The organism is Pseudomonas sp. zjy_15 (genome assembly GCF_043101865.1).
Classification (GTDB): domain Bacteria; phylum Pseudomonadota; class Gammaproteobacteria; order Pseudomonadales; family Pseudomonadaceae; genus Aquipseudomonas; species Aquipseudomonas putida_Y.
In genome coordinates this window covers 59,330-84,894 of the sequence record NZ_JBICII010000083.1, presented here as the reverse complement: position 1 = coordinate 84,894, position 25,565 = coordinate 59,330, and the positions used below count along the sequence as shown (strand labels likewise).

At 63.3% G+C, this 25,565-nt stretch carries 16 protein-coding genes and 1 pseudogene; 10 read left to right on the top strand and 7 right to left on the bottom strand.

Annotated features, from left to right (window positions below; all coding sequences use genetic code 11):
- Window positions 1–117 precede the first annotated feature (117 nt).
- The 5 genes from ACF8EF_RS15065 (at window position 118) to ACF8EF_RS15045 (ending at window position 6,296) form a co-directional block, all read left to right on the top strand.
- Window positions 118–1,434, top strand: a complete 1,317-nt coding sequence (locus tag ACF8EF_RS15065) for an MFS transporter (protein WP_392462226.1) — start codon at window positions 118–120, stop codon at window positions 1,432–1,434.
- A gap of 14 nt (window positions 1,435–1,448) precedes the next feature.
- The gene (locus ACF8EF_RS15060; protein WP_176684674.1) at window positions 1,449–2,840 is read left to right on the top strand and encodes an FAD-dependent oxidoreductase; all 1,392 of its coding nucleotides are present in this window, start codon (window positions 1,449–1,451) and stop codon (window positions 2,838–2,840) included.
- A 97-nt stretch (window positions 2,841–2,937) separates the two neighbouring features.
- Window positions 2,938–3,651: a YebC/PmpR family DNA-binding transcriptional regulator gene (locus ACF8EF_RS15055; RefSeq protein WP_004575404.1), complete on the top strand. Its 714-nt coding sequence runs from the start codon at window positions 2,938–2,940 to the stop codon at window positions 3,649–3,651.
- 137 nt (window positions 3,652–3,788) lie between these two features.
- Complete coding sequence (locus ACF8EF_RS15050; RefSeq protein ID WP_129931941.1) at window positions 3,789–4,733, top strand: LysR family transcriptional regulator; 945 nt, start codon at window positions 3,789–3,791, stop codon at window positions 4,731–4,733.
- Window positions 4,734–4,883: 150 nt separating this feature from the next.
- Complete coding sequence (locus ACF8EF_RS15045) at window positions 4,884–6,296, top strand: DOPA decarboxylase (protein WP_176684673.1); 1,413 nt, start codon at window positions 4,884–4,886, stop codon at window positions 6,294–6,296.
- 67 nt (window positions 6,297–6,363) lie between these two features.
- Here ACF8EF_RS15045 and ACF8EF_RS15040 read toward each other — a convergent pair whose 3' ends face one another.
- Window positions 6,364–7,737: an MFS transporter gene (locus tag ACF8EF_RS15040; protein ID WP_176684672.1), complete on the bottom strand. Its 1,374-nt coding sequence runs from the start codon at window positions 7,735–7,737 to the stop codon at window positions 6,364–6,366.
- Window positions 7,738–8,026: 289 nt separating this feature from the next.
- Here ACF8EF_RS15040 and quiC point away from each other — a divergent pair, with 289 nt between their 5' ends.
- Window positions 8,027–9,934, top strand: a complete 1,908-nt coding sequence (gene quiC / locus ACF8EF_RS15035) for a 3-dehydroshikimate dehydratase QuiC (protein WP_252459962.1) — start codon at window positions 8,027–8,029, stop codon at window positions 9,932–9,934.
- Between the two features lie 65 nt (window positions 9,935–9,999).
- Here quiC and ACF8EF_RS15030 read toward each other — a convergent pair whose 3' ends face one another.
- Genes ACF8EF_RS15030 through ACF8EF_RS15020 form a run of 3 tightly spaced genes read right to left on the bottom strand, consistent with a single transcriptional unit; the run spans window position 10,000 to window position 12,913 of the window.
- Window positions 10,000–10,668, bottom strand: coding sequence for a bifunctional 2-polyprenyl-6-hydroxyphenol methylase/3-demethylubiquinol 3-O-methyltransferase UbiG (locus tag ACF8EF_RS15030; RefSeq protein ID WP_176684670.1), 669 nt, complete (start codon window positions 10,666–10,668; stop codon window positions 10,000–10,002).
- An 11-nt stretch (window positions 10,669–10,679) separates the two neighbouring features.
- The gene (chrA, locus tag ACF8EF_RS15025; protein WP_176684669.1) at window positions 10,680–12,032 is read right to left on the bottom strand and encodes a chromate efflux transporter; all 1,353 of its coding nucleotides are present in this window, start codon (window positions 12,030–12,032) and stop codon (window positions 10,680–10,682) included.
- A 17-nt stretch (window positions 12,033–12,049) separates the two neighbouring features.
- A complete protein-coding gene (locus tag ACF8EF_RS15020) occupies window positions 12,050–12,913 on the bottom strand; it encodes a sensor domain-containing diguanylate cyclase (RefSeq protein ID WP_176684668.1) in 864 nt (287 codons plus the stop codon).
- 200 nt (window positions 12,914–13,113) lie between these two features.
- On the opposite strand from ACF8EF_RS15020, the gene ACF8EF_RS15015 reads away from it, so the two are divergent.
- The gene (locus ACF8EF_RS15015; protein WP_020190308.1) at window positions 13,114–13,599 is read left to right on the top strand and encodes an isochorismatase family protein; all 486 of its coding nucleotides are present in this window, start codon (window positions 13,114–13,116) and stop codon (window positions 13,597–13,599) included.
- A gap of 26 nt (window positions 13,600–13,625) precedes the next feature.
- Here ACF8EF_RS15015 and ACF8EF_RS15010 read toward each other — a convergent pair.
- Window positions 13,626–15,394: pseudogene (locus tag ACF8EF_RS15010) on the bottom strand (AMP-binding protein).
- Window positions 15,395–15,600: 206 nt separating this feature from the next.
- Complete coding sequence (locus ACF8EF_RS15005; protein ID WP_392462224.1) at window positions 15,601–16,299, bottom strand: pirin family protein; 699 nt, start codon at window positions 16,297–16,299, stop codon at window positions 15,601–15,603.
- 185 nt (window positions 16,300–16,484) lie between these two features.
- Here ACF8EF_RS15005 and ACF8EF_RS15000 point away from each other — a divergent pair, with 185 nt between their 5' ends.
- Window positions 16,485–18,989, top strand: coding sequence for a UvrD-helicase domain-containing protein (locus tag ACF8EF_RS15000; RefSeq protein ID WP_339443994.1), 2,505 nt, complete (start codon window positions 16,485–16,487; stop codon window positions 18,987–18,989).
- A gap of 7 nt (window positions 18,990–18,996) precedes the next feature.
- On the opposite strand, the gene ACF8EF_RS14995 is transcribed toward ACF8EF_RS15000, so the two are convergent.
- Window positions 18,997–23,886, bottom strand: a complete 4,890-nt coding sequence (locus tag ACF8EF_RS14995) for an NEL-type E3 ubiquitin ligase domain-containing protein (protein ID WP_392462222.1) — start codon at window positions 23,884–23,886, stop codon at window positions 18,997–18,999.
- A gap of 182 nt (window positions 23,887–24,068) precedes the next feature.
- Between ACF8EF_RS14995 and ACF8EF_RS14990 the strand changes: the two genes are divergently transcribed.
- Together ACF8EF_RS14990 and ACF8EF_RS14985 are read left to right on the top strand one after the other, a co-directional pair.
- The gene (locus ACF8EF_RS14990) at window positions 24,069–24,995 is read left to right on the top strand and encodes an alpha/beta fold hydrolase (RefSeq protein WP_176684665.1); all 927 of its coding nucleotides are present in this window, start codon (window positions 24,069–24,071) and stop codon (window positions 24,993–24,995) included.
- Between the two features lie 76 nt (window positions 24,996–25,071).
- Window positions 25,072–25,491 carry a VOC family protein gene (locus ACF8EF_RS14985; RefSeq protein WP_176684664.1) on the top strand — a complete coding sequence of 140 codons (420 nt, stop codon included), beginning with the start codon at window positions 25,072–25,074 and terminating at the stop codon, window positions 25,489–25,491.
- Window positions 25,492–25,565 lie beyond the last annotated feature (74 nt).

Sequence of the window (25,565 nt, the reverse complement as noted above, 5' to 3'; positions counted from 1 at the left end):
GCCTACTCGGCGCCACCTGACCCGATGACAGCCTCGTCATCGCTGTGCGTAACACAAGAACAAGACAGGCGTTTCTTCACATTCTGCCGGCACACTTGAGCAAGAGGTCAGACTTACATGAATCATTCCCTAGCCGCGTTCAAACGCTGGCGTATCCAGATTTTCGCCATCACCTGGCTGGCCTACGCCGCCTTCTACTTCACCCGCAAAGCCTTCTCGGTGGCCAAGCTGGGCATCGCCGAAGACCCAGGCTTCATGCTCGACAAGGCCGCCATGGCCAACCTGGACGCCATCTACCTGGCCGCCTATGCCGTGGGCCAATTCACCTGGGGCATGCTTGCCGACCGCTTTGGCCCGCGCGTGGTCGTGTTGGGCGGGTTGCTGATTTCTGCGGCGGCGGCAGTCGTGATGGGCAGTTACGCAACTTTCCCGATCTTCGCTACCTGCATGCTGGTACAGGGCCTGGCGCAATCCACCGGCTGGGCCGGCTTGTGCAAGAACATCGGCAGCTTCTTCCCGGCTTCGCAGCGCGGACGGGTGCTGGGCCTGTGGAGTTCCTGCTATGCCTTCGGCGGCCTGGTGGCCTCGCCGTTCGCGGGCTGGTGGGCCTACACCCTGGTGGGTACCTGGCATGCGGCGTTCTTCTCCAGCGCGGTCGTGGTGGCGCTGGTGGCGGTGCTGTTCTTCTTCCTGCAGCGCAACAAACCCGAGGACGTCGGCTTGCCGGCGGTTGAGCCCGAGCCGCAAAGCATGGCCCCGGCCGACAACCTGTGCAGCGTTTGGGCGCCACTGCGGGAAATCCTGCGCAACCGCACGGTGTTGACCCTGGGCCTGGCGTACTTCCTGCTGAAGCCGGCGCGCTACGCCATCTTGCTGTGGGGCCCTGTGATCGTCTTCGAGCAGATGCCCTCGGTGGGCAAAGTGGGCGCGGCAATCATCCCGACTGCTTTCGAACTGGCCGGGCTGCTTGGCCCGATCATGATTGGCCTGGCCTCGGACAAATTGTTTGGCGCCCGGCGCATGCCGGCCTGCGTGATCAGCCTGGTGCTGCTGACCGTGACACTGGCGTTGTTCATGGCGGCCATGCACACCGGCAGCGTGCTGCTGGTGGTGGCCCTGCTGTTCGTTATGGGCCTGACCCTGTACGGGCCGGACTCGATGATCAGCGGCGCTGCAGCCATCGACTTCGGCACCGCCAAGGCCGGCGCCACCGCAGCAGGTTTCGTCAACGGTTGTGGGTCGGTGGGCGCGGTACTGGGCGGGTTGCTGCCGGGTTATTTCGACGGCGTCACGGTGTTCATCGTGTTCGCTGGCTGCGCGCTGTTCTCGGCGCTGGTGTTGCTGCCGCACTGGAACAGCCGGCCGGCCATCAGCCCGCAAGGCACCGACGTGGCACCGAACACCAGCATGGCAATCAAGCCAATGCGTACTTAAAGGAAAGCGAGCGAATGAGACCCTTCTGGCTGCAACAGGCCCTGGATTCGGCGCAGGAGGCGGTATGCCCGCCGCTGCAAGGCGATACCCGTTGCGATGTGTGCATTGTCGGCGGCGGCTACACCGGCCTGTGGACGGCGCTGATGCTCAAGGAGGCGGTACCGGCCCTGGATGTGGTGCTGATCGAGGCCGACATCTGCGGTGCCGGTGCCAGCGGCCGCAATGGCGGGTGTGCGTTGTCCTGGTCGGCCAAGTACTTCACCCTCGAACGCCTGTTCGGGGGGGAGGAGGCGGTGCGGCTGGTGCGCGAGTCGGAGCGCAGCATCGCAGACATCGGTGTGTTCTGCACGGCCAATGGCATCGACTGCGACTTCCGTCTGGACGGCACGCTGTACACGGCCACCAACGCAGCCCAGGTCGGTGCCACCGACGCGGTGATCGCCGCGCTGGAGCACAAGGGCATCAACTCGTTCCGCCGCTTGCCGCTGGAGCAGGTGCAGCGCCTGGCCGGTTCGGCACGGCATCTGGAAGGCTGGTTCTCGCCGGCCGCCGCCACTGTGCAGCCGGGCAAACTGGTGCGCGGCCTGCGCCGGGTGGCCTTGCAGCGCGGCGTGCGCCTCTACGAAGGCACCGCCATGACCGGCCTGGAGCACGGCGCCCCGGTGCAGGTACGCACGGCCCACGGCACGCTGCGCGCCGACCGTGTAGTGCTGGGCCTCAATGCCTGGATGGCGCGCGTCTTCCCGCAGTTCGAGCGCAGTGTGGCGATCGTTTCCAGCGACATGGTCATTACCGAACCGTGCCCCGAGCTGCTGCGCCAGATCGGCCTGGACAGCGGGATCAGCGTGCTCGACTCGCGTATTTTCGTGCACTACTACCACAACACCTCCGATGGCCGGCTGATGCTCGGCAAGGGCGGCAACACGTTTGCCTATGGCGGGCGGATGTTGCCGGTATTCGACCAGCCGTCGCCGTATCGGCGGTTGCTGCGCGAAAGCCTTGGCGGCTTTTTCCCGGCCTTGGCCGAGGTGCCACTGGCGGCCAGCTGGAACGGGCCGTCGGATCGCTCGGTGACCGGCCTGCCATTCTTCGGCCGGCTGGACGGGCAGGGCAACGTGTTCTACGGCTTCGGTTATTCCGGCAGCGGTGTTGGCCCGTGCCACATGGGCGGGCAGATTCTTTCGTCGCTGGCGCTGGGGCTGGACAACCCGTGGACCCGGTCGCCGCTGGTCAAAGGGCCGCTGGGGCTGTTCCCGCCCGAGCCGATCCGCTACCTGGGCTCGCTGATGGTGCGCAATGCCATCCGCCGCAAGGAGCAGGCCGAAGATCGTGGTGTGCGCCCGCGAAGGCTGGACGTGCGGTTGGCGCGGTTTGCCGCAGCGGCGGGTAAGGCCGATAAAGGCTGATGAGATTTCTTGTCGATCCCATGCTCGAGGGCGTATAAAATGCACCCACTTTTGGCCGGTCGCTTCCTGAACCGGCCGCTGAAACAAGAGAGTCGACATGGGCGCACAGTGGAAAGCCAAACATAGAGAAACAGCGGCCAATGCCAAAGGCAAGATCATGGGCAAGCTGTCCAAGGAAATCCAGATCGCGGCCAAGTCGGGTGCCGATCCCGACATGAACCCACGCCTGCGCCTGGCCATCGTGCAAGCCAAGAAGGCTTCGATGACCCGCGAGACCCTGGATCGGGCAATCCGCAAGGGCGCAGGCCTGGACGGTGATGCCGTGCAGTACCACGCGGTGAGTTATGAAGGTTTCGCCCCGCACCAGGTGCCGCTGATCGTCGAGTGCCTGACCGACAACATCAACCGCACCGTCGCGCAAATCCGCGTGCTGTTCCGCAAGGGCCAGCTGGGTGCCAGCGGTTCGGTAGCGTGGGACTTCAACCATGTAGGCCTGATCGAAGCCACGCCTGCGAGCGCTGACGCTGATCCGGAAATGGCCGCGATCGAAGCCGGTGCCCAGGACTTCGAGGAAGGTGAAGAAGAGGGCTCGACCCTGTTCATCACCGACACCACCGACCTGGACGCGGTACAGAAGGCCCTGCCGGAGCATGGTTTCACCGTGACCGCGGCGAAAATCGGCTACACCCCTAAAAACCCGGTAAGCGCGGCCAGCCTGAGTGCTGAGGCGTTGGCCGAGGTCGAAGCGTTTCTCGAGGCGATCGATGAGCACGATGACGTGCAGAACGTCTATGTTGGCCTGACCGAGTAATCGTCGGGGCCGCGTTGCGGCCTGTTCGCGGGCAAGCCCGCTCCCGCAGGTTTTTCACGATGCCGAACGATGTGAGAACCCTGTGAGAGCGGGCTTGCCCGCGAGAAGGCCCTTGAATTCCACCGCAGGGAGCCTGCATGAACCCCACCTTCGCCTCCCTCAGCCTCGCCCACCTGCGCACCCTCGACCACCTGTTGCAGCTTAAAAACCTCAGCCACGCGGCCGAGCGCCTGGGTGTCAGCCAATCGGCCCTGAGCCGCCAGCTGGCCCACCTGCGCGAAGCCTTCGATGATCCGTTGCTGGTGCGCCAAGGGCGTGGTTACGTGCTTAGCGAACACGCCGAAGCCCTGGTCGAGCCTTTGCGCCAGGTGCTCGAAGAACTGCACGCGCTGCGCCAGCCCGCCATCTTCGACCCGGCGCGTTGCGAGCGGCGGTTCTGCCTGGCCGCTTCGGATTATGTGGCCGAGCACATGCTGCCGCTGCTGGTGGCGGCGCTGGAGCGCGAAGCGCCAGGTGTGTCGCTGGAGTACCGCACCTGGCAGGCCGGCCAGTACGCCTTGCTGGCCAGCGGAGAAATCGACCTGGCGACCACCTTGTTCGACGAGTCGCCGCCCAACCTGCATGGACGTCTGTTGGGTGAGGACCGCGCGGTATGCCTGATGCGCCAGGATCACCCGCTGGCCGCGCAGGCCGCGCTCAGCCAGGCCGACTACCTGGCGTACAAGCATGTGCGCATTTCGGGTGGTGGCGACAAGGACAGCTTCATCGATCGGCACTTGCGTGCACAAGGCCTGCAGCGGCGGGTCAGCCTCGAAGTGCCGTTCTTCTGCGCCACGGTACAAGTGATTGCCAACAGTCAGGCCGTGGCCACGGTCCCCGAGCACATCGCCCGGCAGCTGAGCCGTTTGCATGACCTGGCCTGGCGACCACTGGGCTTCATCGACCACAGCCAGCGGTACTGGGTTGTGTGGCACCAGCGCCTGCAGGCCTCGGCCGAGCACCGCTGGTTGCGTAACCGGGTATTCGAGTTGTGGCGCCAGTCGCAGTTTGGTGTACAGGGCGGGCATGCAGGTTCGCCATAGCAGCTATGCGGGAAGCGGGGTTATTCGGCCGGGGATAGGTGCCTAGACTGGGGGCATTGTGTTGATTGTGCGGCTTCTTCGCGGCTGTAGGAGCGGGTTTACCCGCGAAAGGGCCAGCACAGGCAATGGATAACCCCCAGGAGAGCTAGCGTGACCCCCGAACAATTTCGCCAGTACGGCCACCAACTGATCGACCTGATTGCCGACTACCGCCAGACCGTGGGCGAACGCCCGGTCATGGCCCAGGTCGAGCCTGGCTACCTCAAGGCTGCCTTGCCCGCAACTGCCCCTCAACAAGGCGAACCTTTCGCGGCCATTCTCGACGACGTCAATAACCTGGTCATGCCCGGCCTGTCCCATTGGCAGCACCCGGACTTCTATGGCTATTTCCCTTCCAATGGCACCCTGTCCTCGGTGCTGGGGGACTTCCTCAGTACCGGTCTGGGCGTGCTGGGCCTGTCATGGCAATCCAGCCCGGCCCTGAGCGAACTGGAAGAAACCACCCTCGACTGGCTGCGCCAGTTGCTCGGCCTTTCTGCTCAATGGAGTGGCGTGATCCAGGACACCGCCTCGACCAGCACCCTGGTGGCGCTGATCAGTGCCCGTGAGCGCGCCACCGACTACGCCTTGGTACGCGGCGGCCTGCAGGCCGAAGCCAAGCCGTTGATCGTGTATGTCAGCGCCCACGCTCACAGCTCGGTGGACAAGGCTGCACTGCTGGCAGGTTTTGGTCGCGACAATATCCGCCTGATTCCCACCGACGAACGCTACGCCCTACGCCCAGAGGCTCTGCAGGCGGCGATCGAGCAGGACCTGGCTGCCGGCAACCAGCCCTGCGCTGTGGTTGCCACCACCGGCACCACGACGACCACTGCCCTCGACCCGCTGCGCCCGGTGGGCGAAATCGCCCAGGCCAATGGGCTGTGGTTGCACGTTGACTCGGCCATGGCCGGTTCGGCGATGATCCTGCCCGAGTGCCGCTGGATGTGGGATGGCATCGAGCTGGCCGATTCGGTGGTGGTCAACGCGCACAAATGGCTGGGTGTGGCCTTCGATTGCTCGATCTACTACGTGCGCGATCCGCAGCACCTGATCCGGGTGATGAGCACCAATCCCAGCTACCTGCAGTCGGCGGTGGATGGCGAGGTGAAGAACCTGCGCGACTGGGGGATTCCGCTGGGCCGTCGGTTCCGTGCGTTGAAGCTGTGGTTCATGTTGCGCAGCGAGGGTGTCGACGCATTGCAGGCGCGGCTGCGGCGTGACCTGGACAATGCCCAGTGGCTGGCGGGGCAGGTCGAGGCGGCGGCGGAGTGGGAAGTGCTGGCGCCAGTACAGCTGCAGACCTTGTGCATTCGCCATCGACCGGCGGGGCTTGAAGGGGAGGCGCTGGATGCGCATACCAAGGGCTGGGCTGAGCGGCTGAATGCGTCCGGGGATGCTTATGTGACGCCGGCTACACTGGACGGGCGGTGGATGGTGCGGGTTTCGATTGGTGCGCTGCCGACCGAGCGGGGGGATGTGCAGCGGCTGTGGGCACGCCTGCAGGACGTGATCAAAGGCTGAAGCCTGTACGGTACATGTGTGAGCGGGCTTGACCGCGAAGGGGCTGCAAAGCAGCCCCTGCAATCTATCAGTGACTCACTGCCTGAAAGCTACCTTTACGGCTGGCTTCATAGGCTGCCTTTTCCATCGGCTTGGCCTCTGGGTTGCCCAGGTCTTCCATCGCCAGGCGGTGGGTTTCCGGGGCAATGTAGGCCGCCAGGGCGCACACGCCGGTGATGAAGAAGGCCAGCCCACCGACTACCAGCGGAATGTTGTCCGAGCCGGGTGGGGCGACCATTGCGAACAGCGCGGGCAGCATGGCGGTGAGCATGGTGCCGATGTTCTGCGCGATGGCCATGGCCGTCACGCGGTAGCGGGTGTGGAACAGCTCAGGGTAGAAGCTTGGGAATACCGCGTTGTAACCCTGGTAAACCATGCCCCACATGACGATCGAGGCGGCGAACGCCATTGGCACGTTCTGGATGCTGATCGCATACAGGTAGACGAAGGCCAGCAGGCCTGAGCCCAGACAGCCAGCGATCATGGTCGGGCGACGGCCGATCTTGTCCGACAGGTTGCCCACGAACGGGATCACCAGCACCGCGACGATGTTACCGACCACCGGAATCCACAGGTACACACTCTTGTCGAAGCCGATGCCATACGCCGGCTGCACCGCATAGGCCGCACCGAAGATGGTGGCCACGACCGGGATCACGTTCATCAGGGCCATGAACATCACCAGCACCATGTGCTTCCAGCTGTGGCGGAAGGCTTCGCTGATGGGCGATTTGACAACCTTGTCCTGTTTCTCTTCTTGAACGAACGCTGGGGTCTCGTGCACTTCCTTACGGATGATGAAGCCGGCAATCAGCACGACGGCGCTCATCAGGAACGGAATGCGCCAGCCCCATTCGGTAAAGGCTTCGCTGGGCATGAAGTAAGCCAGTGGCAGGAACACCGCTGCCGCCAGGACCTGGCCCGCTTGCACACCTTGCAGGGTGAAACTGGCGTAGTAGCCTCTTCGGCCAAACGGCGCGTGCTCCATGATCATGGAACTGGCACCGGAAATTTCCCCGGCCACGGCAAAGCCCTGGATCAGTCGCAGCACAACCAGCAAGGCCGGTGCGAGGTAGCCGATGTCGTGGTAGGTGGGTAGCAGGCCGACAGCCATGGTCGACAGGCCCATCAGGAACATGCACAGCAGCAGGACGTTCTTGCGACCGCGGGTGTCACCCCAGTGGCCCAGAACGAAGGCGCCGACCGGGCGTGCCAGGTAGCCCACGCCATAGGTGGCCAACGAGGCAATGATCGCCATCTTCGGGTCGGTGTTGGGGAAGAAAATCTGCGGGAAAATCAGCGCAGCGGCCTGGGCGTAGATGAAGAAGTCGTAGTACTCGAGTGCCGAGCCTATCCATCCACTGGCGGTCGCTTTCTTTGCTTGCGAGCTGGAGTGAGCCATCGTTGTCTCCGTTGTTATTGTTGTTTGCGCAGGTTCCGCCAGAGGTTATGCCAAGGCAGGAGGCAACGGTCGGTGTGCCTGCGTCTGTGGTCCATGTTGACCACGGGGCCGCGGTCTAGCAATTCGCTAAAACGGGTTTTGTGCGATAATCGAACGCAAAACTAACCATTCCGTACAAAGAGATTGAAGCGTCGACTTTACCTGCGAATAATCGATCGTGCCATAGACTGTGACAGGGGTTATTTGCCCGAATGGCACCGTATTCCTCCAACAACAAGGAACTCCCGCCATGCAGCGTTCGATCGCTACCGTGTCCTTGAGCGGCACTCTGCCGGAAAAGCTCGAAGCCATCGCCGCCGCCGGTTTTGACGGCGTCGAGATCTTCGAAAACGACCTGCTCTATTACGCTGGCAGCCCGCGCCAGGTGCGCCAGATGTGCGCCGACCTGGGCATTGCCATCACCTTGTTCCAGCCTTTTCGCGACTTTGAAGGCTGCCGCCGTGACCGCCTGCAGAAAAACCTCGACCGCGCCGAACGCAAGTTCGACCTGATGCAGGAACTGGGTACCGACCTGGTGCTGGTGTGCAGCAACGTCCAGGCCGATGCCCTGGGTGACGAGCAACTGTTGGTCGACGACCTGCGCCTGCTGGGCGAACATGCCGGCAAGCGCGGCCTGCGCATTGGTTACGAAGCGCTGGCCTGGGGCCGCCACGTCAACACTTACCAGCAAGTGTGGAACCTGGTGCGCCAGGCCGACCACCCGGCACTCGGGGTGATCCTCGACAGCTTCCACACCTTGTCGCTCAAAGGTGATCCAAGCGCGATCCGCGACATCCCCGGCGACAAGATCTTCTTCGTGCAAATGGCCGATGCGCCAATCCTGGCCATGGATGTGCTGGAGTGGAGCCGGCACTTTCGCTGCTTCCCGGGGCAGGGCGAAATGGACATGGCCGGTTTCCTGGCGCCGATCCTCGCCACGGGTTACCGTGGCCCGCTGTCGCTGGAAATCTTCAATGACGGCTTCCGCGCCGCACCGACCCGGCAGAATGCTGCCGACGGCTTGCGTTCGCTGCTGTACCTTGAAGAGCAGACCCGCTTGCGCCTGGAGCAGGAAAACACGCCGATCGAACCTGGCGTACTGTTCACCCCGCCGCCGGCCAGCGCTTATGACGGCGTGGAGTTCCTGGAGTTCGCGGTCGACGAAGCCGTCGGCGCGCGCCTGGGCAACTGGTTGAAGCGCCTGGGCTTTGCCGAAGCCGGCAAGCACCGAAGCAAAGAAGTGCAACTGCTGCGCCAGGGTGATATCAACATTGTGCTGAACGCTGAACCGTACTCCTTCGGCCACAACTTCTTCGAGGCCCATGGCCCGTCGCTGTGCGCCACTGCGCTGCGGGTCAAGGACCAGCAAGCGGCCCTGAAGCGGGCCACCGCTTTCCGTGGCCAGCCGTTCCGCGGCCTGGTCGGCCCCAACGAATGCGAAGTGCCGGCCGTGCGTGCGCCCGATGGCAGCCTGCTGTACCTGGTAGAGCAGGGCACTGCCGGCCACACCCTGTACGACACCGACTTCAGCCTGGACAAGAACGCAGCCGCGACCGGCGGCCTGCGCCGCATCGACCACATGGCCCTGGCCCTGCCGGCCGAGTCGCTGGACAGCTGGGTGCTGTTCTACAAGAGTTTGTTCGACTTCGCTGCCGACGACGAAGTGGTGCTGCCCGACCCGTATGGCCTGGTCAAGAGTCGCGCGCTGCGCAGCCAGTGCGGCACCTTGCGCCTGCCACTGAATATCTCAGAAAACCGCAACACCGCCATCGCCCATGCGCTTTCAAGCTACCGTGGTTCGGGCGTGCATCACATCGCCTTCGATTGTGACGACATCTTCCGCGAAGTGGCGCGGGCCAAGCTGGCAGGGGTGCCACTGCTGGAAATCCCGCTGAACTACTACGACGACCTGGCGGCGCGTTTCGATTTCGACGACGAGTTCCTCAGCGAACTGGCGTACTACAACGTGCTGTACGACCGCGATGCTCAAGGTGGCGAGCTGTTCCACGTCTATACCGAGCCGTTCGAGGAGCGTTTCTTCTTCGAGATCATCCAGCGCAAGGCAGGGTACGCCGGTTACGGCGCTGCCAACGTCGCGGTGCGCCTGGCAGCCATGGCCAAGGCCCGCAGCGGAGCAGCGCGCAAGCCGGTGCTGTAGCCTGCCCCGGCCTGCCTTGTGGGAGCGGGGTGAACCCTGCTCCCACAGGATTGTTACGGCCCGATTCAGTGACGCTCAGCCACCATCAACAATGACTGCGGCACCGCGCTTTGCGGGTGCTGCGGCTCCTGCAAACCGACCAGTCGCAACCCTGCCATGTCCAGCGCATTCAGCCAGCTGGCCAGGGTGCGGAAATACCAAGGCATCGGTTGCCATTCCCCGGCGAACCCGGCAAAAGACTCCTCTCGCCAGCCATCCTGATAATCCCCGCCGGCCATGCTCCACGGGTGCAGGGTCTGGATCACCAGCGCACCGCCTGGCACCAGCAACGTCCGCATTGCCGACAACAGTTCAATGATGTCCTGGTGCAACAGCGCGAAGTTGGCGCAGATCAGGTCATAGTCCTTGCCCACATGCACCTTCGCCTCAGCCAGTTGCGCATAGCTGGCCAGGTGCACCTCACACGCGCCCGCAGCTCGCGCTGCATCCACCAGCGTTCTGTCGCCGTCGACACCCACCGCCTCGATACCCCGGTCGGCCAGCGCGCGCAGCAGCCAGCCCTCACCGCAGCCCAGGTCGAGCACCCGTTCGGGCTGGCGGCCAAGGATGGCCAGCAGGATGGCCTGGTCAGTGACCTGGCGACGGCTCTCGATGGCGCCGTTGCGTACGGCGTCGATCCAGGCCTGGGCGTTATGGTGCCAACTGTCTAGCAAGGCGTCTTCAGGGTTGCGCATGATCGGCTCCATCAGCGGAAAAGGTGAAGGGCGAGCCCGGCAACGGCGCAGCCGATCAACACGTGTATCACCCCGCGCTTGTAGCGGAACAGCGCCACCGCCGCCGCGAGCGCTATCACAGCCGAGGACCAGTGGAACGCGCCATCGAACCCGTCCGGCCACAGCACGTGGTAGCCGAAGAACAGCGCAAGGTTGAGTATTACGCCCACCACAGCCGCAGTTATCCCGGTCAACGGGGCGGTGAACTTCAGTTCATTGTGGGTCGATTCCACCAGCGGGCCTCCGGCGAGGATGAACAGGAACGAGGGCAGGAAGGTGAACCAGGTCACCAGCCCCGCTGCCACTGCGCCCGCGAGGAACGCCTGGTGGGCGCCGAACATCGGCTGCAGGTAGCCACCGAGGAAACCGACGAAGGCCACCACCATGATCAGCGGCCCGGGCGTGGTCTCGCCCAGTGCCAGGCCATCGATCATCTGCGTGGGCGACAGCCAGCCATAGTGACCGACAGCCCCTTGATAGACATAGGGCAGCACCGCATAGGCACCGCCGAAGGTCAGCAGCGCTGCCTTGGTGAAGAACCAGCCCATTTGCGTGAGTGTGCCGTGCCAGCCAAAGGCCGCCATCAGCAGACCCATGGGCAGAAGCCAAAGCGCCGCAACCGCCAGCAGCAAGGTCACCAGGCGGCCCCAACTGAAGCGGGCGTGCGCGGGGATCGGGGTATCGTCGTCGATCAGCGCCGGGCGCTGGCGGGTGCTGGCGGTGCTGTGGCCCCCACCGGGCGTGAACTGTGCCGGTAGCAGCCGGCCGCCGACGTAACCCAGCAGTGCGGCCGTCAGCACGATCAGCGGGAAGGGGACGTCAAGCGCGAAAATGGCCACGAACGAGGCCGCGGCAATGGCCCATAACCAGCCGTTCTTCAGCGCCCGCGTGCCAATGCGGTGGGCGGCATGCACGACGATGGCGGTCACGGCCGGCTTGATCCCTGCGAAAATCCCGGCGACCACCGGTACTTCGCTCCAGGTCAGGTACACCCACGACAGGCCGATCAGGATGAACAGCGAAGGGAGCACGAACAGAGCACCGGCAATCACCCCGCCCCAGGTGCGGTGCATCAGCCAGCCGATGTAGGTGGCCAGTTGCTGGGCCTCGGGCCCGGGCAGCAACATGCAGTAGTTGAGGGCATGCAGGAAACGCCGCTCACTGATCCAGCCGCGCCGCTCCACCAGTTCCTGGTGCATGATCGCAATCTGCCCGGCCGGGCCGCCGAAACTGATGAACCCCAGCTTCAGCCAGAACAGCAATGCCTGGGCCAAGCCGACAGAGGCGGGTGCTTGCCCGACAGTACCTTGCAGGTGTTCATCCATGCGGTGTGCCTTTGCCTTCAGCCAGTCGCAGCGCGTTGGCGCTTGATTTGGTACATGTGCCCGTCAGCATGGCGCAGTAGCATGTCGGCATCGTTGCCGTCTTCGGGAAAGCAGGCCACGCCAATACTGCAGGATGGTGCATCGATGCCGGCAAACTCGGCGTCGAGCGGTTCGGCCATGACCGCGAGAATGTGCTGTACGTGCGTGGCAATGGCCTCCGGCGACGGGCAATCGGGCAACAGCACGGTGAATTCGTCACCGCCCATCCGCGCTACCGTGCCAGCTACCCCCACGCAGCTTTCCAGGCGCCGGGCCAGTGTGCACAGTACCCGGTCACCCACGCTGTGGCCGTGGTTGTCGTTGATCTGCTTGAAGTCATTGATATCGAGGAACAGCAAGGCCAGCCTGCGGTTGTGACGCCGGGCCGCTGCCAGGGCGGTGTCCAGCCGTTCATTGAACATGGCGCGGTTGGCCAGCCGGGTCAGTGGGTCATGATGGGCGAGGAAGCGCAGTTCGTCTTCGGCCTCGCGCTGGGCGGTAACGTCCCGCGCCACGCCGATACGCGCCTGGGCCTCATCGGACCAGCAGGCCGCCCACAGTATGTGCACCACGCTGCCATCCTTGCGAAGGTAACGGTTGCAAAAGTCGTAGTGCGGCTGGCCGTTCATTACCCGCATGATCGAGGCGCGCGTGGCCGGGAGGTCGTCAGGGTGCATGTAGCGGGTGATCGGCGTGCCGATCAGTTCGCAGGCTTCGTAGCCCAGCAGCGTCTTGCAGGCATCACTGACGAACACGATCTGGTTGTCCCTGTCGACCACGAATACCGTGTCCAGCATCAGGTGGATCAGCCTGGGGTACAACGCTTGCAGGTCTACGGGCATGGCTCAGGGTGTCCGCGGCAGGGTGACCGATCATAGCCTGAAGGAATACGTCGCAGCTACGGCAGCCTTCATGGTCAGGCGTGTCAAGGTATTCGGCGCCGCGTGCGCCGGCAGTCGGTGGGGGGAGCAACGATTGGTCATCAAGCCCCGGCGCCACGCGGTATACTCCGCGCCATTTTGCATGATGGCCGGAGTACGCTATGCGCCAGGTTTTGCTCATCGTCGATGTTCAGTCCACCTTCAGCCCGCCCGAGTGGCTGGTCGATGGCTTGCGGCGGTTGTCAGCGAACATTCCCACCATAGCCTCGGTCGAATTGCACGATGAACAGGTTACGCCGTTCGAGCGTCAGCTCGGTTGGCACCCTGCGGCCGAGGACGAGAGCCTGGTCGAGGCCGACCAGGTGTTCGTCAAGCATGGTTACGGGCAAAGTGCCGAAGCTATCGAGTACATCCGGCAACTGGGTGTAGAGCGGGTGCTGGTGTGTGGGCTGCAGACCGAAACCTGCGTGCTGGCCGCCGGCTTTGCCCTGTTCGATGCAGGGCTGATGCCCACGCTGGTGACAGACATGACAATAGGGTCATCGCTGGACCGCTCGGGCAAGCTGGGGACCGACCTGTGGAAGCACCACTTCCGCCAGGTCACCACCTCGGCCGAGGTGCTGGCTGAACTGGCCGGACGAGAATAGTGCATGCGGTGGCGGGTCATCTTCGTTCAGGCAGAGGTGGCGCGTTCAGCTGGATCGGCTCCACGCGCCTGCGGGTAAACAGCAGACGTAACAGGGTATTCCAGCAATAGCTCACCAGTACCCCTCCAGCGAGTGCCAGGGACACCTCGAACAGCGGGTGCCTGAAAACATGTTCCGCCACCGACTCGAATTGGAAATGTGTCAGGTAGATATACAAGGTAGACGAAGCGATCACCGCACCTGCCCGTGCAACCAGGGCGGGTACTGGCACCGAGCGGAACCAGACAAGTGCCAGTATCGCTGGCAGGGCGATGTCGACATAGCGTGTGAACGCTTGCCAGCCAACACCGGCAACCGCCATCAGGTCCAGCTCGGCAACCACCAGCACGGCCACCGCACTGGCCACCCATTTGCGTGAGGGCGTGTCGGCATGGTGGACGGCCATGCCCAGCACCATCACCGCCAGAAAGTGCTGGGGTACCCGGTTGAGCAGGACACTGGCGTCGAATACGAACTGGTTGAGAAGTACATCCAGCGCTACCAGCGCACAGGCAGCGATGATCAGCCAGCGAAACGGGTCGTCACGCAGCACCTGGCGCACGCGCCTGATCGACAGCACCAGGCCGATGATCACGATCATCTGCACCAACACTTCGATGTACCATGTAGTCAGGCAACTGGCCGGCGAGCGCCTGGCGCAGTTCGTCAGTTCGGGTGGCCTGCTGCGCGACGCAATAGGCCACCAGCCGGGTTGATGCAGCGTCGTGGTTGGCTTGGACCACGCATTGCCCTATGTGCGGGAGACGGCTGATGGCGTTCTCGATCTCCACCAGCTCGATGCGATGACCACGGATTTTCACCTGGCTGTCAGCGCGCCCCAGAAAACTGGCGCTGCCATTGGCCAGGTAGGTGCCCAGGTCGCCAGTGCGGTAACAGCGGTCGGCCGCGTCGGCGGTGAACGGGTTGGCGATGAATCTGGCTTCGGTCAGCCCTGGGTCGCCCCAGTAACCACGCGACAGGTAGGGGCTGCGGATCAGGATTTCGCCTGTCTCGCCCTCGCTGACCAGCTGGTTGTCCGGGTTTATCACCAGCAATTGTGCATCGGCAATGCCTTTGCCCAGGGGCACCCGGGCATTGTCCATTTCCGGGTCGAGGGTGTGGAAAGCCATGGCCTGTGGGGTTTGGTGGTGCCGTAGAAGTTCACATTGACGGCATTCGGTGCGATGGCGCGGACCTGCTGGTACTGCGTGGGGCTGAGTGCATCGCCACCCCAGAACAGGTAGCGCAGCTGGTCGAGAACCTGGCGGTTCATGTGAGCGCCTGTTTCGATCAGTTTGCCCAGCGGCGGGGTGAGGTGGATCACGCTCACGCCATGCTGGTGAAGCCAGCTGGCCAGCCGTGAGGGGTCGGTCAGGGTCGACTGGGCCGGGCAGGCAATGGTCGCGCCAAGCGACAGTGGCGTGAACACGTCGCGGTATACCGGGTCGTGGCCCAGGCCGGAAAGCAGCGAAAAGGTGTCGGCCCGGGTCAAACCATGCTGGCGCACATGCCAGTCGACGAAGTGCACCAGGGTGACGATGACCACACGATCGGTGCCGCTGGCGGCGTTTTTTACCAGAAACGCGGCAATGCCCGCGCTGATCTGCTCCAGTTGGGAGTAGCTGCAGGTTATATGCTGGCCAATGATGGCAATGGCCTCCGGGCAACGGCTGGCCTGTTCGATAAAAGCGTGCTGAATGGGCTGTTCGGCACGGTATTCCAGGCACAGCGTCGGGTTCGGGCGCAGGTCCGGCATGATGATCGAGTGCTCCGCATGACCGTTGGGCTGGCTGGTAGCACAACGCTAGTGCAGGCTGGCTGATGGCGCCAATGTTTGATGGCTGCCTTGCGGTAGCCGGGGAGGCCCAAGGCCGCAAGCCAGCCCCCACAAGACCCTGCTGAACCGGGTTGTTCTATGGGGGCAGCCCTTCGCTGCTACATGGATTGTCGCAGGCTGGGTTATCAGGCCACATCCACAAGTACGATCTCGCTGTCCTCGATGGCGGTCACCCGCAGCACCTCTTCCTGCTCGATCGCCACGCCATCGCGCGCCTTGGCCCGCAGCCCGTTGACATCTACCAGCCCCTTGGCCGGCACCAGGTAACCCCGGCGTGCGGCATCGAAGCGGTACTCGGCGGTATCACCCGCCCGCAGGGTGGCAGCCACCAGGCGGGCATCGGTACGGATCTGCAGGCTGTCCTCGTCACCCGCGCGGCCGCTGGCCAGGGTCACGAAGCCTTCGCCGCGTTCGCCTTTGGGGAACGGCCGGCTACCCCACTGGGGGGCTTCACCGGTGCGCTCCGGCACGATCCAGATCTGGAAAATACGTGTGTCGATGTCTTCGAGGTTGTACTCGCTGTGCACGATGCCGGTACCGGCGCTCATCACCTGAACATCACCGGCCTCGGTGCGGCCCTTGTTGCCCAGGCTGTCCTGGTGGCTGATCGCGCCTTCACGCACATAAGTGATGATTTCCATGTCGCGGTGCGGGTGCGGCGGGAAGCCGCTGCCGGCTGCGATCAGGTCGTCGTTCCAAACCCGCAGGTTACCCCAGTGCATGCGTGCCGGGTCGTAGTACTCGGCAAACGAGAAATGGTGGTGGGCGTCAAGCCAGCCATGGTTGGCGTGGCCGAGGCTTTCGAAAGGTCGTAGTTGCAGCATGGTCGTGCTCCTCAAATCAGTGGAATGGGGCCATGATGCGCCAAAGAAACATCGAAAATAAGCGTAAATATCGGCTTAAAACAATCTGTTTGATAGATGTATTTTCTGCTGCACTTTATTCGCTTCATCGCCTAATCCACTGATCTGCAAGCATTCGCTGGCGATTTTTCGTCGATGCGGCGAACATGCCTGCTGTTTTGATTTTCAACGGAGTGACCGTGGCCCACGAGCAACCCCTGGCCCCCGCCGACCTTACCCCTCCTGCCCAGTTGCCCTGGTTTCGTCGCCTGGCCGCCCGCTTGCTGGGGCGTGGCCTGACCCGCCTGCAAGCCCAGCACCGCGACTCGTGGTTCCTCGGCCACGTCACAGGCCAGCGCACTGGCCATGCCGATGGTGTGCGTGAAGGGTTCGAGCGTGGTCGGGTGGAGGGCTATGAAGCGGGGCGCCAGGTGCTGGTGATCCGCGATACGCGCCCAGACAGCGCCGCCGTACCAGGCCAGGATGACAACTTGTTCGACGACTGGCGCCTGCCGTTGACGGCCGAGTTGAAAAAGCGCTTCAAGGCCGACGTCGCCCAGCGCCTGCCCGCCGAAGCCCAGCCCAGCGCCGCGCAATGGAAGCTGATCTTCAGTGACACCCCGTCTACCTGCGTGGTGGCAGGCGCCGGCGCAGGCAAGTCCACGTCGCTGGTGCTGCGCATTCTTTTGCTGCGTCATTACCTGGGTTACGAGCTGGATGCGATGACCGTGGTCACCTTCACCCGCGAGTCGCGCAAGGACTTCATCAAGCGCCTGCTGCAGGTGTTCGCCCTGTGGCAGATCAACCTGCAGCCTGCGCAGGCCCGCGAGCTGGTGCGCACGTTCCATTCGCGCATCCTGCCGCTGGTGCGCAGCCTGCCGGGCTTCGGCCAGGTGCGTGCATTTGAAACACTGGGCCATGAGATGCCTGCCGGGCGTGAGGCCGAGGCCGACAGCAACCCGTTCGACCTGCGCCTGAACGATGCCCAGCGCCAGCAGTTGAACCAGTGCTACAGCAGCTTGCTGGGTGAAAGCCCGCGTTTTGCCGAGCTGGTCGGGCAGTTGCGCAGCGAAGCCTTGCAACTGAAGCCGCTGGACCCGAACAACCCCGATGTGCAGAAGCGCGCACAGGTGACCCAATTGGCGGCCCAGCGCGACGAAGAACTGTGCGACGTGATCGAGGACCTGTGGTTCGCCGCTGGCGTCTGGCCGATCAAGGGTATCGAGCCCTGCCGCGAAACGGTCGACATCCGTGGCAGCCGCTTTTATGTGCATGGCCGCCTGGAAGGCCAGGGGCCTTTGGTGGTGCTGGGCTTCGACCCCGCACAAAGCGCGCAGTACCAGCGCCCCGGCGCCAAGCTGACCGTGCGTGCCGAGTGGGCGGTCAAGCGCACACTGTTGCAGGCGTTCTGCGACAGGCCACTGATCTGGCTCGACAACTACGCCATGGCCCGGCGCCTGGCGGCATCGTTGGCAGGCGATGCCGTGGCCGGCCCTGGCTTTGAGTACAAGGTCAAGGGCGAACTGGCCCCGGCGCCGCTGCTGGATGCGTTCGTCAGTGCGGCCAATTTCATCGAAAACCTTGGGTTGGAGGTGAACAATGCGGTGGCGGCGATGAGCTTCCCGTCTGGCGATAGCGATGCACTGTTCTTCGAGGCCCTGGCGCTGTACTGGAAGGCCCTGGAAGCGCACCTGCTGGACCAGTCGCCGCCGGTGATGAGCTACAACCGCATGTTCGCCCTGTTTGGCGAGAACAACCCGGAAAACCTGCACCTGCTGCCCGATCCGTTGCTGCGGCCGCTGGCGCACCTGCTGATCGACGAATTTCAGGACGTGTCGCCGCAGATCGTCAGCTGGTTGCGTGCCAGCCTTGCTGAAATACGACGCCGCGGCCCGGCCATGCATACCGGCCGCCATGCCCAGCATTCGTCGTTGCTGTGCGTGGGGGACGACTGGCAATCGATCTACGGCTGGCGTGGCAGTTCGCCCAAGTATTTCATGGAGTTCACCAAGGCGTTCCCGTCGCCGGCCAACACGCGGGTGATGCTGGTCGACAACTACCGCTGCCAGCAACAGGTGATCGATGCGGCCGAACATCTGGTCAAAGGCACCCCGGCGATTGCCGGCAAGAAAGCCCGAGCCAGTGGCCCGGCGGCCGAGTTGCCCGGCTCGCCGGTCAAGGTGTTCGACCGTGACGAGGCTGCGTTGGGCGAAACGCTTGTCGAGCACTACCAGCGGGGTGAGACGGTCATGATGCTGTACCGCAAGGGCAGTGACCGGGCCTTGATGAACGAGCACCTGCAAAGCGTGTTGCACGCCGACGCGGCGCTACCGGCCGAGCAGCGCCGGCTGCGTCAGCTGACCTATCACAGCGCCAAGGGTTTGCAGGCCGATGCGGTGTTCATGCTGGGTGACTGCCAGTACCTGACCAGCTCACCCTACAAGAACCAGGTATACCGCCAGGCCGGGCTGGGCAAGGCAGGTGATGCCCAACCGTTCGATTCGGCACAGAAGGAAGAAGTGCAGCGCTTGGCGTACGTGGCGGTGACCCGTGCAGTGCGGCACTGCTACTGGCATGTGGAGGCCGCCAGCGGTGACGCCGCAGCGGCTCCACGGGCGTCCAGCCAGGTCGATGGCAAGCAGGCCTTCTTCGAAGACCTGCGCGGGCAGTGAGTGGGGTTTAGCGGCCGATTGTTTGCGTCTGACGGGTGAGACTGGTCAGCAGACCGGTTTCAACCTGCTGCTGCTCGGCAGTCAGCGCGTCCACGCCCTGGCGATACTGCTGCTCGTTGATCACGACGCGACGCAGAACGCCTTGAGCATCCACGGGGCTTTCAGGCATCACCCTGGCCAAGGCTCGGAGCACAGAGCTGTCTAGGGACGTTACCGGGTCGGCGGTTTCATCCAGGCAGTAATAGAGATAATCAAGGCCTGGCCGCCAGAAGTCGGTGATCAGGCTGAACTGTGCCGCATGCTCTCGTTTCAAGTACTCGACCCAGCCCGGCTGCTGGTTCAGCCATTGCTCCCGGGCGGTGGCATCCCTGTCCAGGGAAAGGACCGCAGCTTGCACCCTTTCGATGACTGTATCGTTGATTCTGGCCGTATGGCGGTACAGCATGCCTCGGCTCGGCTCAGGGTAGTCCAGCGCGCTGGCCAAGGACTGGCGCAGGGCCAAGCGTACCTCGACATCGTCCACCAGCCCCGTTTGAAGTTCGCTGTCTGGAAAGGCTGAGGGGTCGTCGAGCTCATCATAGGGGGGGAGGTTTTCATCGAAGACCCCATCGAGCAGCGCCTGTTTGCGCAAGGACCTTCTCCAGCTGATGCGGTCGGCCAGTTGATTGACCTGACTGCGTCGATACAGCTTGCCATACAGGCTCAGTAGATCAGCCGGTCGACTACCGGCGACGGCTGCCGCTTCATGGGCAAGCACTTCTAACTCCAAGGCACTGAACGCGTCGGCACCTGCGTCGCCACAGGTTGGCGGGAATTCGCCGGCCACGATGGCGAGGCGCTCACGCAGCGCGGTGTCGTGGGCCGCGTCATCCAGCAGCTTCCAGACGCGTGCCCTCAGGGCCTCGCCATCACGCTGCGCTTCTGCTGACTGGGCAAGACGTTCGAGTACGCCCAGCAGCGCTGCGTTTTCACCTTGGTCGAACAGGTCGCTCCACAGTTGCTCCTCGGCACTGCTCGCCTCGCCACGGAAAATGCCTTGCCACAGTGGCACGTCTTCTGCGTGCTCGAATACGTTGACGCCGCTACTGCCCAAGCGTGCACGTGTCTGGGCTTCCAGGGTGTTGTAGTTGAACAGCCAGCGGCGCTCCGGCAAGTGCGCGGCGACATCGCGGGCAAACGGGGTACGCAGCACGCCAGGCAGGTCTGGCAGGGTACGAATGCGGTTGGACGAAAGGTTCAGATAGCGCAGTTGGTACTGGGGCTGGCTCATCAGGACTGTCAGGCTGTCAGGCCACTGCTGCAGTTCGCAACGCTCAAGTTCCAGGTGGACAAGACGCGCCATGAAGCGCAGGTCGGGCGCCAGTCGCAGTGGGTTGCCTGACAGGTGCAGTACTGTGGGGTGGATCATGTCCTGAAACTGGGCGGCAAGGCTTTCGTCCAGGGTGATTTGATTGTGGCCCAGGCCGAGGGCATCCAGGGGCAAGCGCGTCAGGAAGCCCAAACTGGTGGTATCGAGTTGCAGCCGGTTACGGCTGAGCCACAGTAGCCGCAGGCCGGGCATTGCCGCGATGGCCTGTTGGGCGCTGGGTGAAAGGGTGGTCAAGCCATTGTCAGTCAGGCCCAGCTCGCGCAGCCGCGGTGCTGACCTGAGCGCCTCGAACAATGTTTCGGCATCGATGTCCGGGTTGCCGACGATTTCCAGGATTTCCAGGTTAGGGAAGTTTGCCAGGAAGCTGCCCTCCAGGTGCCGCATCTGCAGCCCCTCGAGCCTGAGATTACGGATATGCGGCATGCGTGCAGTGAAAGCGGGTAGCGCTTCGAGTTGCATACGGTCCAGTACCAGTGTTTCGGCTTGCACGCCGCCTTCACGGCGCGAAGCACTCATCAGTCGCTCGGTGCATTGCTGGCGATCAAAGCGCTCTTCAAGGGTGCGGGCGGTGCTTACCCAGCGGTTGAGATCCCGGTTGAGGGTACGCTGCTCGACTTCCAGCTGGTTGATCGCGCTACCCAGGTCGCCTCCTCGAGCCAGTTCGGCTTGCAGCCCACTGATTTGCTCGCTGCTGAGTTCAGGGTAGAGCGCCCGCAGTCGACGTGCAGCTGGCAAGGCTCGTCCTTGCAAGCCACGGCCGCTAAGGGGATAGCCCAGCTGGCCGTTGGCCAATCGCAAAGGGGAGCGGAACCTGGGGTTGATGGGCTGTTGTCCAAGCAGTGAGGCACAGTGCTGGCGATCTCCAAGGGCGAGTTGCAGCAACCGGGCCGGGTCAGCCTGCGGGTGCGCGGCTTGCAGCGCCTGTTTGATGCGTAGACTGTCGTCGTTGGCCAGGCTGGGCCTGAACAGGCCGAGGAGGGCGCGGTCAAGCCGTGCTCGAGCTTGCAGAAGGCGTGCTTCCTCGGCAATGCGAAGCGGTACCCGCCCGTTTGTCAGGCGTTCCCGTTCGCCGTTGCTGATGTTGGCAAGCAATTCTTCAAGCGCGCTGTCCGGCAACCCGGGAAACTGCCGGGCGAGGGTTTGTGCGATTGGCGGGCGTGTGGGACGGCGTCTTTGGTGCAGGCTCTCGAACAGCGCCTCGCGATGCTGTTCCAGATGTTGCGCGAGCTTGTTGTTCAGTGCGGACGCTCGGCGCTCGGTCGGTGTGTCACCGAGCAATTGCTCAATGGCTTCTTCATCCATTTGATCCAGCACGGTCTGGCTCAACTGACCATTGTCCAGATCGGTACGGGTAACTTCGATTTCCACCTGGCCCAGCGTGTCAGGAGGGCCGTAGCGCACCGATTCGCCCCAGGGCTCTGGCCCTTGGTAAACCTTCAGCACCTTCCCCTCGGGCCACCCCGGCAGGCGCAGCAACTCGGGCAAGGCAAAGTTCTTGTACGCAGCCAGCGGCAACCCATGGCGTACACAGTTGATGATCTGTTGTGTCTGATTGTCCAGTTGCAACCGCTGCAGCGTGTCGAGCAACAAGGCGGGTGGACGCAGGCCCGCTGCCTGGGCGCGTCGCAGTACGTCTGGATCGGTACCGGTACTGCGCATGGCATGGTCCAGTTCGCTGTCGTCCAGGCCTGCGCCATGGCTGCCGAGGCGGCGCGCGAGCTGTTCGCGGTCCCATTCCAGAGGCTGTTCATGGGCCAGTTGCCAGCGGGCATCACCGTGATGCAGCAAGCGCGGGGCATAGGCCTGCGCATCCTCGGGGTGGCGCACGCGCCACTGCTGATCAGCGTCCTGAAACACCTCGTACAGGGTTCCATCCAGCTTCAGGTAGGTCTTCCCGTCGACGTGCATATGGCCGAGCAAATCGGGTTGAGCCCCCTGAGGAATAGCCACCGTGCTCGCATAGGGTTTCATGTCGGGGTGCCAGAGCACTTCCTTGTCTTCATGCCACACACTCTTCAAAGCATCTACAAAGCCAGAGGCCTGGACAACCCTGGCGCCTGCTGCAAAGCCGGCAATTACCCCCGCGTTGATGGCCAACGATTCCAGCTGTGCCAGTGCCTGCCGGGTATCACCTTCTTCCCAGGCCTCGAACCCGGTGAAAACAGAGCTCATCAGGTCGTAAGCAAAAACGCCTAGCATGACCGTGTTCAGCCCCGGCACGAAGAACGCGGCGACATTCAGCACGTTCATCCCCAGGTCGAACCAGTACTTCAGACGCTCGTGGCGGGCGTTGGCGTCGACTTCGGCGGTAGGCACGGCAATGGTTTTTGCGTCGGCCTTCATGCGCGCAAGGTGTGCGTTGTACAAGGTCGTCCAAGGGTCGGTTCTGATTGGCGAGAGCGTGAAAGGGATCACTGGCATGATTCGGGGTTTGCGTATGCCCGCTTCATCCTCTTCGAACAGCGCGATTTCCAGCTTTCCGGCGAGTTCTTTTTGCCTGTCCTTGTAGGCGAAATGCACCAAGGCTCGACGAAACTCGCTTTGCAATAGTCGACTGCGCAGGTGCTTGCCCGCTTCCTGACGAGAAGCGAACTCCCTTACCGGGTGCTCGCTGTCGCCAGGGATATACACGATGCAGGGGTTCTTGCGATAAGGGTTGTCTGGCCCGATGAACAGTACTTCGTGGACGGGGATATCGAACAGGTTGAAGTTCCAGCACTGCAACGCCTCGTTTTCATAGGTGGGCTGAGGCTTGCCGTCGCACAGTTGCGCAAGCGCATCGAGCCCGGCCTTGCTCAGCAGGCCTTTGAGCTGGGCGATCAATGCCTGGACCCTCAAGGCCTCACGGTTTGCAGCAATCGACAGGCGCTGGATTTCAGCGCGGTTGGCGCCTTCATGGGTTGCAAGCAGGTGGTCTTGATAGCGTTTGCCAAGGTCCAGCGCCCGACAGTGCCTGACGAAGTCCGCCACCGTCAGGCCTGCCAGGGGGGTGTCGCTGCCTGCGGCGTTGGTGAGCCTGCTGTAGGGGCCGACTTCGTCCAGCCCCTCGAAGTTGTGCAGGGCAGCTTCCAGCAAGCTGCGTGTTTGCGGCTGGCCTGCCGGGCGAGTAGCCAGCACATCCGCTTCCACGTTAGGGACCAAAGGTGTTTCCACATCGGGAACGCCGACCCAGATGTTGGCATCTGACTCAAAGGGCTGGAACACATACTGCGCCCTGTCTACAGGCACATTCACCTTCAACCGCTCGGTCAGCAGAGGGCTGCAGAACGCAATGATGTCCTTGAACTCGCCCAGCGCCTGTTTGACTTGCGCCAGCCGTTTGTTGCGCGCTTGCAACGCGTTGTGCAATCGCTCACGCGTTGGCTCATCTGCAGTGGCATACCACGAGTAAGGCGTGCCATCGTCATCCAGAAATTCCTTGTGCAGGCCCTGCACCACTTTGCGCGTATGCTTGGGATGGAGCGCCTTGCTCCAGTTCGGTAATGATCGGGTTATCTGGCTTTGATGTAAGGGTGTCGGGGTTGTCATGGTAACCATCTCTTTTGTGGGGGAGACAGTCCACGCTGATCAAGGCGTCGGTGTGCGGTAGATAGTTGTTTGGCAGCGGTCGGTCCTGCGCATGTGCGGGTCGGTGAGGGGCTGGCAGCGAGGGAGGATCTGCGAGAGGGTGGGGCAGGTCATGGTGCAGGCCTCAGCCAAGGAGAATTGCAATGCGTTCGCTGTGCAGCCCGAAAGACCACCTGCTAGACCTCGATGGTATTGAAATAGCGGTCCGTACCTGGGGGGAAGAAGACGGTATTCCCATATTGGCCTTGCATGGCTGGCTGGATAACGCGGCCTCGTTCGAGCGGCTGGCGCCGATGCTGGACGGCTGCTTCGTGGTAGCCCCCGACCTGATCGGCCATGGCCGTTCTGGCCATCGTCGCCACGACAGTGGCTATTACCTGTGGGAGCATGCCGAAGACATGCTGGCGGTGACCGACAGCCTGGGCCTGGCGCAATTTCATGTGCTGGCCCATGGCATGGGTACCGGTATAGCGTCGCTGCTGGCGGCCATGACCAGTGGCATTGCCAGCATGACCTTCCTCGACGGCATGGGTGCACCGTTCACGGTTGCCGAGGATGACCGCGTGCAGCACCTGGCGCGGGCCTACCGGCTCAAGCGTATGGTACAGCGCAGCCAGTTGCCGGGTTTTACCGAGCCGGATGTCGGTCGCTTCGATGACCTGGACACCGCCCTGGCGCAACGCCGCGAGCGGCTGGACACCGAACTGTCGGAAGATGCCGCTCGGCTGCTGGCGCTGCGCGACCTGCTTCAACTGGGCGATGGCTATTGCTGGCGCCACGACCCGCGGCTGGTGTTGCCCGAGCCCATGCCACTGACCGAGCGCGAAGCCTGCGACCTGCTCAGCCAGATCCGCTGCCCGTTGTACCTGCTGTTCGGCCGCCAGGGAGCATTCACCGGCGAGGCTTTCACCCGGCGTCAGGCCGCCTTGCCCAGCCAGGCGAAAGTCTCCTGGCACCCAGGCGGGCACCACTTCCATCTGGATGCGCCGGACCGGGCGCTGGTCGACCAACTGCTGCGAATCCTGACGCGCCATGAAGGGGGCGTACTGCAACGCTTGGTGAATGAGTAGCTGATTCTGGTCACGCCGCGGGAACCTGCGCTATGGTGGCGAACGTTTTCGCAAACACGCCACAAGGAGTCCCGGCATGCGACCTTTCACCATCAAGCACATCGACCACCTTGTGTTGCGGGTCCGCGACCTGTCGCGCAGTGTTGCCTTTTACACCGAGCTGCTCGGCTGCACGGTCAGCCGCGTGCGCGAGGATCTGGGCATGGTGCACCTGGCCACGGGCACCGCAATGATCGACCTGGTGACCCTGGATGGCCCGCTGGGGCAGCCAGGCGGAGCTGCACCGGGGGTGGAAGGGCGCAACCTGCACCATTTCTGCCTGCGCATCGAGCCGTTCGACGAGGCCGCGTTGACGGCCTATCTGGAAGCCGCCGGGGTAAAGGTGGAGCCTGCAGAGAAGCGGTATGGTGCCGAAGGCGAGGGGCTTTCGCTGTACTGCTACGACCCGGATGGTAATCAGGTCGAGTTGAAGGGGCCAGTAGTGCCTGGCGGGTGAAGTGGCGTTTGCCATGGTGGCAGCGACCGGGGATATCAATCACACCTGAAGGTCGAGTTCGGCTGTGCTGGCCT